The following is a 13,062-nucleotide window of genomic DNA, read 5'->3' on the forward strand; positions in this document are numbered from 1 at the left end:
TCCCCATTATCAGGGACACTCACAAGGTAACGGGCGTAGTGGCCGGGCGTCAGAAAAACAAAGACCCCTCGCGCCCTATAAGTAAAAGGTCACGAGGGTATTTGTGCCCCAGAGAGGAATCGAACCTCCGACACCGGCTTTAGGAGAGCCGTGCTCTATCCACTGAGCTACTAGGGCAATAATCTTCCGGGGAAGTAGCGGGAAAATTCCATCAACAGCTCCCGGAAAAATTACCTCATAACCTTAACGCATCTGCGAGCTCTAGTGGCAATTGGGTCCTCGGCCTGACATGCAAACATGCAGGAAGCCCCCTATTACCCCCAAGTGTTTTTGCGCCCGGCGGTGCCGTCGAAAATCCGGCTAACATGGTTTATAACGAGCGACTTTCTTGCGCTTGCGGTCGCAACAGCGCTACTTATTTTCCGGTCGCTGTTTTGGAGGAGGATGACAAAATGATTAAGCCAACTTTCACGGATGTCAACGGTGTCAAGATTAAGTGCTCCATGACCACGGACTCAGATAAGCCGCACCTTCTGGTTTCGCGCATGGAAGATGATGGCTCTTTGACTCCGATTCTGGAGATGAACGTGTACGACTCCAAGTACATGGCCAACGCTTGCGAGATTTACCTGAAGCAGGCCGCTTCGGCTAACCTCCAGGGTTCGATGGCTGGCCTGTCTCCGGATGAGATGGCTGAACAGTTCGGTTACGAGGGAGATCCGACCAATCACTAGTCGAAACGACGTCGCCCGCACTCAGGCTGAGAGCCCTGTATACAGCGGGTATGTCGATGTAGACGTCATCGGAATCGGCGCCGGTAGTCCGAGCCACATTACGCTCGAGGCTATCGGCGCTCTTGCTGATGTCGACGTAGTTTTTGCTCTCGACAAAGGCGATGTCAAAGCGGACTTGTTGGCTGCGCGACAGGCGATCGTCGATAAGCATGCGCCGCATGTCGACCTCGTTGCCGTTCCTGACCCGCCACGTGACCGCACGCCCGATAACTACGGCGCAGTCGTCCGTGACTGGCATCAGCGCCGTGCAGAGCTGCTTGCCGACGCCTTCGTCGCTCACCTCGGACGAGAGGGCAAGCGCCGCGGTGCGTTCTTGGTCTGGGGCGACCCCTCCTTGTACGACTCAACGTTGCGGATTTTGCAGCGCGTCCGCGACCTTGGGGTGGACGTGCGCTCGCGAGTTATCCCCAGTGTGACAGCGATTTCCGCGCTGACCGCAGCGCATGGAGAGTGCCTGAACCAGATTGGTAAGCCGGTGTTGATTACCACTGGTCGGCGCCTGGGGGAGCGCGCACCTGGTACGGATGCGGTGGTAATGCTCGATGGCGGTGCAGCCTGGCTCGAGCACGCGGACCCGGAGGAAGAGATTCTCTGGGGTGCATTCCTGGGAACGGAGCTGGAGACGCTCCGCCGTGGTCGTGTTGGCGATGTCGGCGAAGAGATTGCGGAGCTGAAAAAGGAGCTACGTGCGGAGCACGGTTGGATTATGGATATCTACCTGCTGCGCTCCGGCGCCTAGGACTGAGCAGTCGCAGCCGCGCTAGTTCGGCTAGCTGACTTTCTTACCCAAGAAGCCCTCTGCCCATCGGTGGAGGGCTTTTTCGGCAGCTTCGACGCCGTCGGCGACGGTTACCTTGGTGAGGACCTGATCGTCGTTAGGCAACACGCGTGTGGGGTCGCCTGCGGGGCGGACGGTGATGCTGACATGGTCGGCATCGATGACCTCGACCGTCGCTAATGCGAGCATCTCGACGTTCGTCTGCTCGGCAACTGCAAAGCGGTAGGCGGTGTCGTTTTCCCACTCGGTGGTGGAGTTGCGAAGGAACTCGGCGACGGAGTCAGGGACCAATTCTGTGAGTAATTGGGTTGCGACCGGGGCGTCATCGACGCGGGAATCGTGGCGCAGGGGGCGGCAGTAGAAACGGCCGGCATTTACTTCCATGGGTTCCATACCGTCCACTCTAGACGTCCTGAACAGTGTTTAAGAGCGTCGGGGGAGGGGCTGAAAAGAATCGAGCGGGGCTGGCTGCGAATCCCATCGCAACCAGCCCCGCTTAGAGCTTTAGAACTACTTCAGTTCCATCAGGACATCGCCCTTGCCGACACCCGAGCCAGCCTCGGTAGCCAGACCAGTGACAACGCCGTCCTTGTGAGCCTTGACTGGGTTTTCCATCTTCATGGCCTCAAGGACAACCACGGTGTCACCCTCGGAGACTTCCTGGCCCTCTTCGACGTTGACCTTAATGACGGTGCCCTGCATCGGAGCAACCACAGCGTCACCGGAAGCAGTCTTCTTGGAACCGCCAGCGCGCTTCTTCTTGCTCTTCTTCTTGGCACCTGTGTTGCCGCCGCCCAGAGCCAGGTCGCCCGGCAGGGCTACTTCGACGCGGCGGCCGTCAATCTCGACGACAACCTTCTGAGCCGGGACGGTGTCGGTGTCAGTCTCAGAGTCACCGTCGTACGGAGCGATTGGGTTGTCCCATTCCTCTTCAATCCACTTGGTGTAGACGTCAAACTTCTCGCCATCGCCGACAAACGCCGGGTTCTCCACAATGTGGCGGTGGAATGGAATGACCGTTGCCAGACCCTCAACCTGGTACTCGGACAGGGCGCGAGCGGAGCGGCGCAGAGCCTCTTCACGGTTCTCGCCCCAGACGATCAGCTTGGCCAGCATGGAGTCGAACTGGCCGCCGATGACATCGCCCTCCTTGATGCCGGTGTCCATGCGGACACCCGGGCCGGACGGTTCGATGTACTTGGTGATGGTGCCCGGAGCCGGCATGAAGTTGCTGCCGGCGTCCTCGCCATTGATGCGGAACTCGAAAGCGTGACCGTGCATCTCCGGGTCTTCCTTGATGGACAGTTCCTTGCCTTCGGCAATGCGGAACTGCTCACGGACCAGATCGAGGCCGGTAATTTCCTCGGTGACCGGGTGCTCCACCTGCAGGCGGGTGTTGACCTCGAGGAAGTTGATCAGGCCGTCAGCGCCGACCAGGTACTCAACGGTGCCAGCACCGTAGTAGCCAGCCTCGCGGCAGATGTCCTTAGCGGACTGGCGCAGGCGCTCATCCTGCTCCGGGGTCAGGAACGGAGCAGGTGCTTCCTCGACGAGCTTCTGGAAACGACGCTGTAGAGAGCAGTCACGGGTGGAGGCGACAACGACGTTGCCGTGCTTATCAGCGAGAACCTGGCACTCGACGTGGCGTGCCTTGTCCAGGTAGCGCTCTACGAAGCACTCACCGCGACCGAAGGCGGCAACGGCCTCGCGAGTAGCGGACTCGTAGAGGTCAGCGACCTCTTCCATCTTGTGTGCGACCTTCATGCCGCGGCCACCGCCACCGAAAGCAGCCTTAATGGCGATTGGCAGACCGTGCTCCTTAGCGAACGCGACGACCTCGTCTGCATCCTTAACCGGTTCCTTGGTGCCTGGAGCCATCGGAGCGTCAGCCTTCAGCGCGATGTGACGAGCGGTGACCTTGTCGCCCAGGGCGCGGATGGACTCTGGCGACGGGCCGATCCAGATCAGGCCAGCGTTCTCAACGGCCTCTGCGAAGTCGCCGTTCTCCGACAGGAAGCCGTAGCCCGGGTGGATGGCATTAGCGCCGGACTTCTTTGCGGCATCCAGAATCTTATCGAAGACCAGGTAGGACTCAGCGGAAGTGGTGCCGCCGAGAGCAAAAGCCTCATCCGCCATAGTCACGAATGGAGCGTCCGCATCCGGCTCAGCGTAAACGGCGACGGAAGGGATGCCTGCGTCCTTCGCAGCGCGAATAACGCGAACGGCAATCTCGCCACGGTTGGCGACGAGAACCTTCGTGATTTTTTCAGTGGTCTGCTCGGACACGAAATCCTCCATTTTTCGTGGGCACCCCGAGAATTGGCCCTCGGGGCAAGGTTGCGACAGTCATTTGTAGGAATCACAAGCAGCACTGCAGTTAACTGAGCGGTGAACCGCAATGCGGTTAACCACGCGGTAGCTAACAGCGTGTGACCCAATGCCTCCATTGTGTCACAGGTGCGGTAAGCAACCTCTTTTTGCTCGCTACATAAGGGGGTAGGGATTGTGACCTTGAGCAGCGTTCAAGTGAGTATGGGGGCAGCTGAAGTGGCTATTTTCCGCCCAAAAACCTAGGTTTGCGGCTAAAATTATCGCCCAAGAGTGCAACTGCCGCCCCCTTGATTGGGGGCGGCAGGGGGAAACCAAATCTCCGGTGTAGCGCCAGTCGCTGACGCTGGAAAAACGGTGGGGGAAGCGCCCACCGGTTGCGTCGATCGCCTACAGGCTTCCCGGCTCCGAACCGTGGGCAATGGGCATGCCAATCATATTGCCCCACTCAACCCACGAGCCGTCGTAATTGCGAACATTCTCGTGGCCGAGCAGGTGGTGCAGTACAAACCAGGTGTGCGCGGAGCGCTCGCCGATGCGGCAGTAGACAATCGCCTCATCTTCAAATTGAACGTGCGCGTAAATCTGCTCGAGCTCTTCGCGGTCGCGGAAACGCGAGTTCGGGTGAACGGACTGATTCCATGGAATGTTTACTGCGGTTGGAATGTGGCCACCACGCAGGACGCCTTCCTGCGGGTAATCGACCATGTGGGTTCGCGCACCGGCATACTCCTCCGGGGTGCGCACGTCGATAATCGGAGCCTTTCCAATGAGTTCACGTGTATCGCTGAAGTAGGCACGCAGTGTCTTATCGTCGCGCTCGACGACAGGGTAGTCAGTGTGTGGGTAATTGGGGACCTCGAAGCTCGTGTCTCGTTCTTCAGTCATCCAGGCATCGCGGCCACCGTTAAGCAGACGCACGTCGGGATGCCCAAAAAGCTCGAAAACCCAGAGTGTGTAGGCGGCCCACCAGTTGGACTTGTCGCCGTAGATTACGACGGTGTCATCGCGCGAGATACCCTTCTCGCGCATGAGCTCGGCAAAGCCTTCGGCGTCGATATAGTCGCGGCGCACAGGATCGTTGAGGTCGTGATGCCAGTCGATGCGAACCGCGCCCGGAATATGTCCAATGTCGTAAAGCAGTGAGTCCTCGTCGGATTCAACAACGCGCAGACCGGGAGAGCCCAGTCGGGCAGCAAGCCAGGAGCTAGAGACGAGGCGCTCAGGGTGGGCGTACTGCTGGAACTGGGGGTGCGGGTCGTGCGGAACAGCCATCGGATACTCCCTTGGCGCAAGTTGGGTGGGTGGGACTTTCTGACGTTTATCGTCAATTGCATATCTAGTTTACGGGTCGCGTGGCGAACGGCGGAATAGTCCCCGGTGTGAGTGCTTTCCGACGGCAACAATTGCGTCCGCGGCCACCCCTGGGATACGCCTCACAGTTGGGGGTAAAAGGAGTGTTTTCAGCGCGCTTGGAGGCCAGGTAGTGTCCTAAAATTTAGCTGAGAGTTAGCGCAAAAACTGTGTTGATTCGTATCACTGGAAAATGGGCTGAAATGGGTTATCTGCCTGGGTATTCGCTGCGTTACGGAGACAATTGAGTGCCGGAAGTCCATGTATTTTCTTAAAAGGAGTGCCTGTGCACAAGAACATTGTTGTATTCGAGATCGAGGGCGGCTCGGACAAGTACTTCGACGGACACCGCAAGGACACCATGCCAATCGTCAACGCTATCCGCGAAGCCGGTTGGTCCGCTGAGGTCGTCTACTACCGACCAGAGTGGAAGGACGACCTGTACGACTACGTCTCTCAGAACTTCGACGGCTACATCTCCCGCGTTAACCCGGGCAACATCCCGGGTGGTGAGAGGGGCTACTTCGAGCTTCTGACCAGCCTCTCGGTCGCTGGTTTGGTCGGTATGTCCACCCCGGGCGAGATGATGGCTTACGGCGCAAAGGACGCACTGGTCAAGCTCAAGGATACTGATCTGGTTCCGTCTGACACCGCTGCTTACTACGACGTCGAGGCATTCCACAGCACTTTCCCGACCTCCCTGTCCTACGGCGAGCGCGTCCTCAAACAGAACCGTGGCTCCACCGGGTCCGGCATCTGGCGTGTGCGCATCGCTGACGAAGAGGTTGCTAAGAACGTTGAGCCGGGCACCCCGCTGCCGCTGGACACCAAGCTGAAGTGCACCGAGGCCGTGGACAATCACACCGAGACTCGCGAGCTTGGCGAGTTCATGGATTTCTGTGACCAGTACATCATCGGCGATAACGGCATGCTCGTGGACATGCGCTTCATGCCGCGCATCACCGAAGGCGAAATTCGCATTCTGCTGGTCGGTCCGCACCCGGTCTTCGTGGTTCACAAGAAGCCGGCCGAGGGCGGCGACGCTTTCTCCGCAACCTTGTTCTCTGGCGCGAAGTACACCTACAACAAGCCGGAAGAATGGCAGGACCTCATCGATATGTTTGCTGAGGCTCGCCCCGTCATTGCTGAGAACCTCGGTGGTGACAATATCCCGTTGATCTGGACAGCTGATTTCATGCTGGCAGACGGCGAGGACGGCGAGGACACTTACGTTCTCGGCGAGATCAACTGTTCCTGTGTTGGCTTCACCTCCGAGCTGGATATGGGTATCCAGGAGCTCGTTGCTCAGGAGGCCATCAAGCGCGTTGAGGCTGCTAACAAGTAGTCTCCACAGCTAAGAAAGCCGCACCAATTTGGTGCGGTTTTTGCTTTACGACGTCCTTGCGATGCCTACCTATTCCAGAACTGGGAGACCGAATAGCCGTAGCGATACAGAGCTCGGCGCACGACAGGTAGCGACAGTCCGATCACACTGGATGAGTCGCCATTGATGCCATCGACAAACCAGCCGCCTAGAGCCTCCAAGGTAAACGCGCCAGCGCACTTCAGTGGCTCGCCCGTCGCAGCGTAGGCGCGGATGTCCTCTTCTGGGACTTCAGCGAAATCGAGAGAAGTAATCGCCACCTCAAGGTGCTCGCCCTTTGGCGTCACGACACAGTGACCAGTAATCAGCTCAGCCGTCCGGCCGCTCTGTTGGTGCCAGCGCTCAATGGTCTTTTCTTCCGTGTGGGGCTTGCCCTGCAACTTTCCGTCGAGAAGCAGCATTGAATCCCCGCCAATGACAATGTCATTGGAGTAGGCCGGAGAGACAGCGTGTGCCTTGGCCTGTGCGAGTTCCTCGACGATGCGTACCGGCGATGCGTCCGGCAGTGCGGCGATGACGGCATCTTCGTTGACGTTGGGTGCGACCGTGATGGGCTCGATGCCAGCTGAGCGCAGAATGTGCAGTCGCGAAGGAGACGTGGAAGCCAGGATGATTCGGGGGCTGCTCATAGCTTCTGAGTTTAGTGAGGTCGGAATGGGAAAGCCTAATTTTTGTGGCAAACATGTGTGGGGTCGGTCCGATTGTAAAAATGCGCAGATTCTTAGATGGCAGCTCTCCTCTAACGGTGTAAAGTAAAGTTGACATCAAGTTAAAGAAAGTACACAGATGAGTGGGGAAGATCGTTCGAACCATGTCAGGAGATACCGGCGCTGGCTGGAGCTAAGCCAAGCGGATTTAGCCACGCAGGTGGAAGTCTCGCGGCAAACCATTGCAAATATCGAGCGGGGAAATTACTCGCCTTCGGTGTATTTGGCGTTGCGTATCTGCAAGGTCCTGGGGAAAACAGTCGAAGAAATTTTTGGTGAGGAAGGAAACTGACAATGTCCTATGCGGATGTCGTAATTGAACGCAACAGTGCCACGGTGGACGATGAGTATCAGCAGATGTTGCTGCATAAGTCCTACACGTATGGGTTCACGATGATGATGTGGGCTAACTACGTGCTTGCAACGGTACTGATTTGGCTCATTCCAGAGCCGAAGATGGTGGGGGTGACTGTGGCAATCATCTTGATGCCACTGGTTGGTCTCCTGTTTTCGCAGCGGTGGTTGCGACGTCAGGTGCCAATGCCGAAGATTAATGGTCTTACAAAAGGGGAGATTGCAGCAGTCGTGGTCGTCATTGGGCTGTGGCTGATCGGTTTTATCAGAGTGCAAATGCTCTCTGAGGTGAGCGCTGGTGGGGTGCCATCGGTTTCGTGGGAATCCATCGCTGGCGCTGTGGTAGGTGCTGTCGTCGGTTTGGCTTTTGTCTTTTTCCTGTTCAAGGTGGTGTGGCCAGCAGCTCGTAACCGCGATCAGCGCCGTCTGGACCGTGAGCTTGATGATGAGCTTGGCGTTGACTCTCTGGAAGACAAGAACTAATGCCGACGAGAATTAAAGCTGACCAGGGCTAGTTCAGGTCAGTAATCGGACAAATCAGCTGTCACCAACTGACGGCATCCTTCTCGCTCAATCGCGGTCTTTCAATAAATGCTGCTGCCACGATGGGCGCTGTGGAATCACAACCGGAGGGCCCATTTCTGTTACCTGCACTGTTGCGCCGTATACTTCCGCGATTGTGGCTTCTGTCAGGACCTCGTTAGGGGTGCCAGTGCACACCAGGTGGCCAGCGGACAGCAGTGCAATACGGTCGCTGTACTGGCCCGCCAAAGTCAGGTCGTGTACGGCTGCAATAACGGTTAACCCAGATTCGTGGCGGATATCATCGATCAGTTCCATCACCTGTTGCGCCATGCCGATATCCAGGGCGGAAGTGGGTTCATCGAGAAGCAGGACATCAGGTTCCTGTGCCAGGGCGCGTGCTAGCACTACTCGTTGGAGTTCGCCGCCCGAGACGTCGTTAAGCGTGCGCTGTGCATAAGCGACCAAATCCAGACGAGACATCACGGCGTCGACGATTCCGCCGTCGCGACCGCGATACGGAGTGCGACCGAGAGCGATGTAGTCGCGGATTCGTAGCCCCTCCGGGACGATTGGGCGTTGTGGCATGAGTGCGATTTTCTGAGCGAGCTTGCGTCGTGGAGTATTTCGTGGGCGAATACCCGCGATTTCGATATCGCCGTGGCAACGGTTGAGTCCGGCGATGCAGCGCAGCAGGGTGGATTTGCCACAACCGTTCGGGCCAATAAGGCTTAGCCACTCGCCCTTGTGGGCCGATAGCGAAATGTCTCGCAGCGATGGGTCGTCGGCGCCGGGGTAGCGGAATTCGATGTGCTGGCAGTTCAGAAAGAGCGTCATGAGTGTCCCTTTGACTTGCCGTACCGGCGCAGTAGATAGAGGAAAAATGGTCCGCCAATTGCAGCAGTAACTACGCCCACCGGAACCTCAGCGGGTGCCAGTACCGTTCGGCCGACGATGTCCGCGAGCTGTAGGAACATTGCGCCGACAAGAACCGCCAGGGGTAGCAATAGTCGATGCCCGGGTCCGACAAGAAGCCGCAAAGTGTGTGGCACGATGATTCCCACAAACCCAATTAGTCCGGACATGCTCACCGCAGCGGCAGTAATCAAAGTGGCGGCGCAGACCATCACCACACGCACGAGCTTCACGTTCAGACCAAGCGATGCCGCCTCGGAATCCCCGACGCTCAACACATCAAGGCTTCGTGACGACGCGACGATGACGCACACGCCCAGTGCAATCGGTAGCGCCACGGTGAGTACGGATTTCCACGTCGCGGTACCGAGCTGACCGAGCGTCCAGCCGTAGACCTGTCGGAGGGACTCTTCGTTGCGCTGCAGTAGAAACTGCTGCATTGCATTGGCGAAGGCAGCTACCGCCACACCTGCCAAGATGACAGTAACTGGAGAGGAACGGTCACCCAGCGACGTGCCCGCTATGTAAGTGACCGCTACTGCGAGAACACCGCCGAGGAAGCCCATCAGTGGAATCGCTGCGGAAGCTACACCGAAGAGGATTGCAATCGTCACGGCTAGGGAAGCTCCAGAAGAGATACCGAGGAGGTATGGATCCGCCAGCGGATTACGGAACACCGCTTGGTAAGCCGCACCTGCAGTGGCCAGAGCCGCGCCGACCAATGCGGCCATCACCACGCGGGGAAGTCGCACATTAAAGAGCATCGCCGACTGCCGAGCAGTCAGTGCAGCCTCATTCCCGCCAATGAGGCCGCCAGAGAGCGCGTGAAACACGCCGGCTATCGGCAGGGGCGCGGCACCGGTGAACACGCCCACCACAAGCGTTGCCGCTAAGGCAATTGAGGCAAGAGCAATAGGCAAGGTGCCTTTGGGAATGAATGACAACAATTCCTCGCTACCGTGTCGTTAATGTGACGCTAAAATACGGCTACTGAGCCGGGGTTGGTACCTGCTGACGCGATTTCAATGCCTCGGCAATCTCCTGAATGAGCTGTGGGAGTCGCGGCCCCCAACGGCTGGCTAGATTTGGATCGAGTGGAATGATTTGCTTGTTCTTCACCGCAGAAATCTCGGTCCAGCCGGGGCGGGAGGCAACGTCTTCCTCGGTCACGCCGCCGGCATCACCATGGTCGGCTAGGAAAATGAGATCCGGGTTTGCCTGGATAATCGCCTCATTTGTTAACTGTGGGTAATCATCGCCCGCTCCAGCGACGGATTTTAGACCAAACAACGAGTAGGCCTGACCAATGAAGGTGGCATCACCAGCGCTGTACAGCGTCGAATCCGCTTCGTGGAAGTAACTCAGTCCCGCATTGCGAATATCCGAATCAACGCTGTCGACAGTGGCCTCAATCTCTTTTTTCATCCTGCCAACTAGTTTTTGCGCATTATCAGCATGACCGGTGCGCTCACCAACTTGCTCAATCTGGTCGTATGCCTGCTTAAAAGTTGTGGCAGCGGGCAGGAGCAGCAACTCAATGTCGACAGCATCCAGAGCGGTGCCAAGGCCGTTTGCGTCGTCGCTAGCAATTACCAAATCCGGATCTTCTGCAATCACGGCCTCTGGGTTGGGATTAAAGCCACTGAAGTCGCGCCGAGGTGCGTTCTCGGGGACGTCGGAAAGCGAGTCGACTGCAACAACCTGGTCGCCGGCGCCAATCTCATAGAGCGTCTCAGTAGCGGTGGGGGATAGTGAGACGATTCGCTTAGCGACGTTGCCCGAACCCCCAGTCGATTTATCTGAGGGGGTATCGGCGGCATCGTCGGAGGTAGTGCAGCCGACGAGGAATAGCATCAGTGCGCATAGTCCAGCGGAAAGTGACTTAATCTTCATGGCCTTAAATCTTAATGTCAATGATTAAAGCGCCACCGTCGGAAAACCCGATGATGGCGCTTCGTGCTAGCGAATCGACGCAGTTAGCGTGCGGTAACGACTACGCGGTAAACGGTAGCTGTACTAGTAGAAATGGACGTTGCGGAACGTACCCGGTACGTGCTGGTGCGGCTGGTGGAACCCCTCTTCCAGCCGGCCCCAGTCGTTACGCGGGCCGCGGTCCTCTGGGGCACCGCCAGCTGCTGCCATACCCGCGAACAAAAGCGCGAGCGTGGCAGTTTCAGCGTCAGACGGGTTGCCCTTGAGGACGGACATGAACGGTGCAGCCGGGACCGCAGCGGCGTCCTTGTCTTCGGTTGCTGGGGTGTTTTTGGAATCGGTCACAGCGGAATGTTCCCATGCTTCTTGGCGGGTACGTTAACAACCTTGCGGTCCAGCAGACGCAGACCCTCAATGATCTGGCCGCGGGTCTCGCTCGGCGGGATAACGGCATCGATGAAGCCGCGCTCAGCAGCCATGTACGGGTTGACCAGGGTGGCCTCGTACTCTGCCTCGTACTCCTTCTGCAGTGCGACGACATCCTTGCCCTCGGCCGCAGCAGCCTTGAGCTCCTTGCGGTAGATGAAGCCGACAGCACCGGAAGCACCCATGACCGCAATCTGAGCGGTCGGCCATGCCAGGTTGATGTCAGCGCCCATGTCCTTGGAGCCCATCACACAGTAAGCTCCGCCGTAAGCCTTACGGGTGATGACGGTAATCTTCGGAACGGTGGCCTCAGCGTACGCGTACAGCAGCTTGGCGCCACGGCGGATGATGCCGTCGAACTCTTGGTTGGTGCCCGGCAGGAAGCCTGGAACGTCAACCAGCATGATGATCGGAATGTTGAAGGCGTCACAGGTGCGGACGAAGCGAGCCGCCTTCTCGGATGCCTTGATGTCGAGGCAGCCAGCGAACTGAATCGGCTGGTTGGCAACGAAACCTACCGAGCGCCCCTCCACGCGACCGAAGCCGATGACCACGTTCTGTGCGTAGTCCTCCTGAATCTCCAGGAAGTCCTCGTCGTCGACCAGGCGGGTGATGACGTCCTTGATGTCGTACGGCTGGTTCGGGGAGTCCGGAATCAGGGTGTCGAGCTCGAGGTCAGTCTCAGTGATGTTGTCAGCGATGGAGCCCTCGAACGGCTCAGCCTCCATGCGAGGAGCCTCAGCGCGGTTGTTGGACGGCAGGTAGCTGACCAATTCCTGAACGAATGTCAGAGCGTCTTCGTCATCAGCAGCGGTGTAGTGCGAAGTACCGGAGGTGCTCATGTGAGTGCCAGCGCCACCCAGCTCGTCCTGTGTGACCTCTTCGCCAGTGACGGTCTTAATAACGTCCGGGCCGGTGATGAACATCTTGGAAGTGCCATCGACCATGACAATGAAGTCGGTCAGAGCCGGGGAGTAGACGTGTCCACCAGCGCAGGCACCCATGATCAGGGAAATCTGTGGGATAACACCCGATGCCTGGGTGTTCCGGAAGAAGATCTGGGAGTAGAGGCCGAGGGAAACAACGCCCTCCTGGATGCGGGCGCCAGCACCCTCGTTGATGCCGATAATTGGGACACCGGTCTTGATGGCCAGATCCATGATCTTGACAATCTTTTCACCGTAGACTTCACCGAGCGCGCCACCGAAGATGGCGCCGTCCTGCGAGAAGACACAGACCTGGCGGCCATCGATGGTGCCGTAACCGGTCACAACGCCATCAGTGACAGGGCGCTTGGCATCGAGGCCGAAGTTCTTGGAGCGGTGACGTGCGAGAGCGTCAACCTCCACGAACGAGCCTTCGTCCAAGAGGAACTCGATACGCTCACGAGCGGTCATCTTGCCCTTGTTGTGGACGCGGTCAATACCGGCCTGGCCCATTGGGGCCTGGGTCTCTGCGAGACGGGCTCGCAGATCGGCCAGTTTTCCAGCAGTAGTGGTCAAATCCGGGGTTTCACCGGTTGATGTATTTGCGGCAGTCGTCATGCCAACTAGTTTACGTTTCGAAAAC

General features: G+C 58.0%; 14 protein-coding genes and 1 tRNA gene. 5 read left to right on the plus strand and 10 right to left on the minus strand.

The genetic code is table 11. The annotated features are described in order from the left end of the window. Positions 1–104: 104 nt before the first annotated feature. Positions 105–177: transfer RNA gene (locus HMPREF2847_RS01360), tRNA-Arg, on the minus strand. Positions 178–452: 275 nt separating this feature from the next. Between HMPREF2847_RS01360 and HMPREF2847_RS01365 the strand changes: the two genes are divergently transcribed. Beyond that, complete coding sequence (locus HMPREF2847_RS01365; RefSeq protein WP_016423292.1) at positions 453–734, plus strand: cg0963 family protein; 282 nt, start codon at positions 453–455, stop codon at positions 732–734. Continuing rightward, positions 685–1,533, plus strand: coding sequence for a precorrin-6A synthase (deacetylating) (gene cobF, locus HMPREF2847_RS01370; protein WP_070851270.1), 849 nt, complete (start codon positions 685–687; stop codon positions 1,531–1,533). The genes HMPREF2847_RS01365 and cobF overlap by 50 nt, the downstream gene beginning before the upstream one ends. Positions 1,534–1,563: 30 nt before the next feature. Here the strand turns inward: cobF and HMPREF2847_RS01375 are convergent, their stop codons facing one another. The 3 genes from HMPREF2847_RS01375 to HMPREF2847_RS01385 form a co-directional block, all read right to left on the minus strand. Beyond that, positions 1,564–1,965, minus strand: coding sequence for a hypothetical protein (locus HMPREF2847_RS01375; protein ID WP_070851313.1), 402 nt, complete (start codon positions 1,963–1,965; stop codon positions 1,564–1,566). 117 nt (positions 1,966–2,082) lie between these two features. Further along, positions 2,083–3,870, minus strand: coding sequence for an acetyl/propionyl/methylcrotonyl-CoA carboxylase subunit alpha (locus HMPREF2847_RS01380; protein WP_070851271.1), 1,788 nt, complete (start codon positions 3,868–3,870; stop codon positions 2,083–2,085). Between the two features lie 420 nt (positions 3,871–4,290). Further along, positions 4,291–5,175, minus strand: coding sequence for a sulfurtransferase (locus tag HMPREF2847_RS01385; RefSeq protein ID WP_048733645.1), 885 nt, complete (start codon positions 5,173–5,175; stop codon positions 4,291–4,293). A gap of 364 nt (positions 5,176–5,539) precedes the next feature. On the opposite strand from HMPREF2847_RS01385, the gene HMPREF2847_RS01390 reads away from it, so the two are divergent. After that, complete coding sequence (locus HMPREF2847_RS01390; protein ID WP_049171326.1) at positions 5,540–6,598, plus strand: Cj0069 family protein; 1,059 nt, start codon at positions 5,540–5,542, stop codon at positions 6,596–6,598. A 65-nt stretch (positions 6,599–6,663) separates the two neighbouring features. Here the strand turns inward: HMPREF2847_RS01390 and HMPREF2847_RS01395 are convergent, their stop codons facing one another. Continuing rightward, positions 6,664–7,266, minus strand: a complete 603-nt coding sequence (locus tag HMPREF2847_RS01395; protein ID WP_070851272.1) for a Maf family protein — start codon at positions 7,264–7,266, stop codon at positions 6,664–6,666. Between the two features lie 157 nt (positions 7,267–7,423). On the opposite strand from HMPREF2847_RS01395, the gene HMPREF2847_RS01400 reads away from it, so the two are divergent. Both HMPREF2847_RS01400 and HMPREF2847_RS01405 read left to right on the plus strand, forming a co-directional pair. Beyond that, positions 7,424–7,636, plus strand: coding sequence for a helix-turn-helix transcriptional regulator (locus HMPREF2847_RS01400; RefSeq protein ID WP_070851273.1), 213 nt, complete (start codon positions 7,424–7,426; stop codon positions 7,634–7,636). A 2-nt stretch (positions 7,637–7,638) separates the two neighbouring features. Continuing rightward, a complete protein-coding gene (locus HMPREF2847_RS01405) occupies positions 7,639–8,181 on the plus strand; it encodes a hypothetical protein (protein ID WP_070851274.1) in 543 nt (180 codons plus the stop codon). A gap of 87 nt (positions 8,182–8,268) precedes the next feature. On the opposite strand, the gene HMPREF2847_RS01410 is transcribed toward HMPREF2847_RS01405, so the two are convergent. From HMPREF2847_RS01410 to HMPREF2847_RS01430, 5 genes are all read right to left on the minus strand, one after another. Further along, the gene (locus HMPREF2847_RS01410; RefSeq protein ID WP_070851275.1) at positions 8,269–9,057 is read right to left on the minus strand and encodes an ABC transporter ATP-binding protein; all 789 of its coding nucleotides are present in this window, start codon (positions 9,055–9,057) and stop codon (positions 8,269–8,271) included. Further along, positions 9,054–10,055: a FecCD family ABC transporter permease gene (locus HMPREF2847_RS01415; RefSeq protein WP_246821892.1), complete on the minus strand. Its 1,002-nt coding sequence runs from the start codon at positions 10,053–10,055 to the stop codon at positions 9,054–9,056. The genes HMPREF2847_RS01410 and HMPREF2847_RS01415 overlap by 4 nt, the downstream gene beginning before the upstream one ends. 67 nt (positions 10,056–10,122) lie before the next feature. After that, a complete protein-coding gene (locus HMPREF2847_RS01420) occupies positions 10,123–11,028 on the minus strand; it encodes an ABC transporter substrate-binding protein (protein ID WP_070851277.1) in 906 nt (301 codons plus the stop codon). Between the two features lie 123 nt (positions 11,029–11,151). Further along, positions 11,152–11,412 (minus strand): acyl-CoA carboxylase epsilon subunit, encoded by a 261-nt coding sequence (locus HMPREF2847_RS01425; RefSeq protein WP_070841149.1) that lies wholly within the window; start codon positions 11,410–11,412, stop codon positions 11,152–11,154. After that, positions 11,409–13,037, minus strand: a complete 1,629-nt coding sequence (locus HMPREF2847_RS01430; RefSeq protein ID WP_070851278.1) for an acyl-CoA carboxylase subunit beta — start codon at positions 13,035–13,037, stop codon at positions 11,409–11,411. The genes HMPREF2847_RS01425 and HMPREF2847_RS01430 overlap by 4 nt, the downstream gene beginning before the upstream one ends. Positions 13,038–13,062 lie beyond the last annotated feature (25 nt).

Origin of the sequence: Corynebacterium sp. HMSC074C03, from assembly GCF_001838285.1 — a bacterium.
Taxonomy (GTDB): domain Bacteria; phylum Actinomycetota; class Actinomycetes; order Mycobacteriales; family Mycobacteriaceae; genus Corynebacterium; species Corynebacterium amycolatum.

Coding starts and splice junctions, on each gene's coding strand:
- HMPREF2847_RS01365 (WP_016423292.1), top strand. CDS start 453: ATGATTAAGCCAACTTTCACGGATGTCAACGGTGTCAAGATTAAGTGC.
- cobF (WP_070851270.1), top strand. CDS start 685: ATGAGATGGCTGAACAGTTCGGTTACGAGGGAGATCCGACCAATCACT.
- HMPREF2847_RS01375 (WP_070851313.1), bottom strand. CDS start 1,965: ATGGAACCCATGGAAGTAAATGCCGGCCGTTTCTACTGCCGCCCCCTG.
- HMPREF2847_RS01380 (WP_070851271.1), bottom strand. CDS start 3,870: ATGGAGGATTTCGTGTCCGAGCAGACCACTGAAAAAATCACGAAGGTT.
- HMPREF2847_RS01385 (WP_048733645.1), bottom strand. CDS start 5,175: ATGGCTGTTCCGCACGACCCGCACCCCCAGTTCCAGCAGTACGCCCAC.
- HMPREF2847_RS01395 (WP_070851272.1), bottom strand. CDS start 7,266: ATGAGCAGCCCCCGAATCATCCTGGCTTCCACGTCTCCTTCGCGACTG.
- HMPREF2847_RS01400 (WP_070851273.1), top strand. CDS start 7,424: ATGAGTGGGGAAGATCGTTCGAACCATGTCAGGAGATACCGGCGCTGG.
- HMPREF2847_RS01405 (WP_070851274.1), top strand. CDS start 7,639: ATGTCCTATGCGGATGTCGTAATTGAACGCAACAGTGCCACGGTGGAC.
- HMPREF2847_RS01410 (WP_070851275.1), bottom strand. CDS start 9,057: ATGACGCTCTTTCTGAACTGCCAGCACATCGAATTCCGCTACCCCGGC.
- HMPREF2847_RS01420 (WP_070851277.1), bottom strand. CDS start 11,028: ATGAAGATTAAGTCACTTTCCGCTGGACTATGCGCACTGATGCTATTC.
- HMPREF2847_RS01430 (WP_070851278.1), bottom strand. CDS start 13,037: ATGACGACTGCCGCAAATACATCAACCGGTGAAACCCCGGATTTGACC.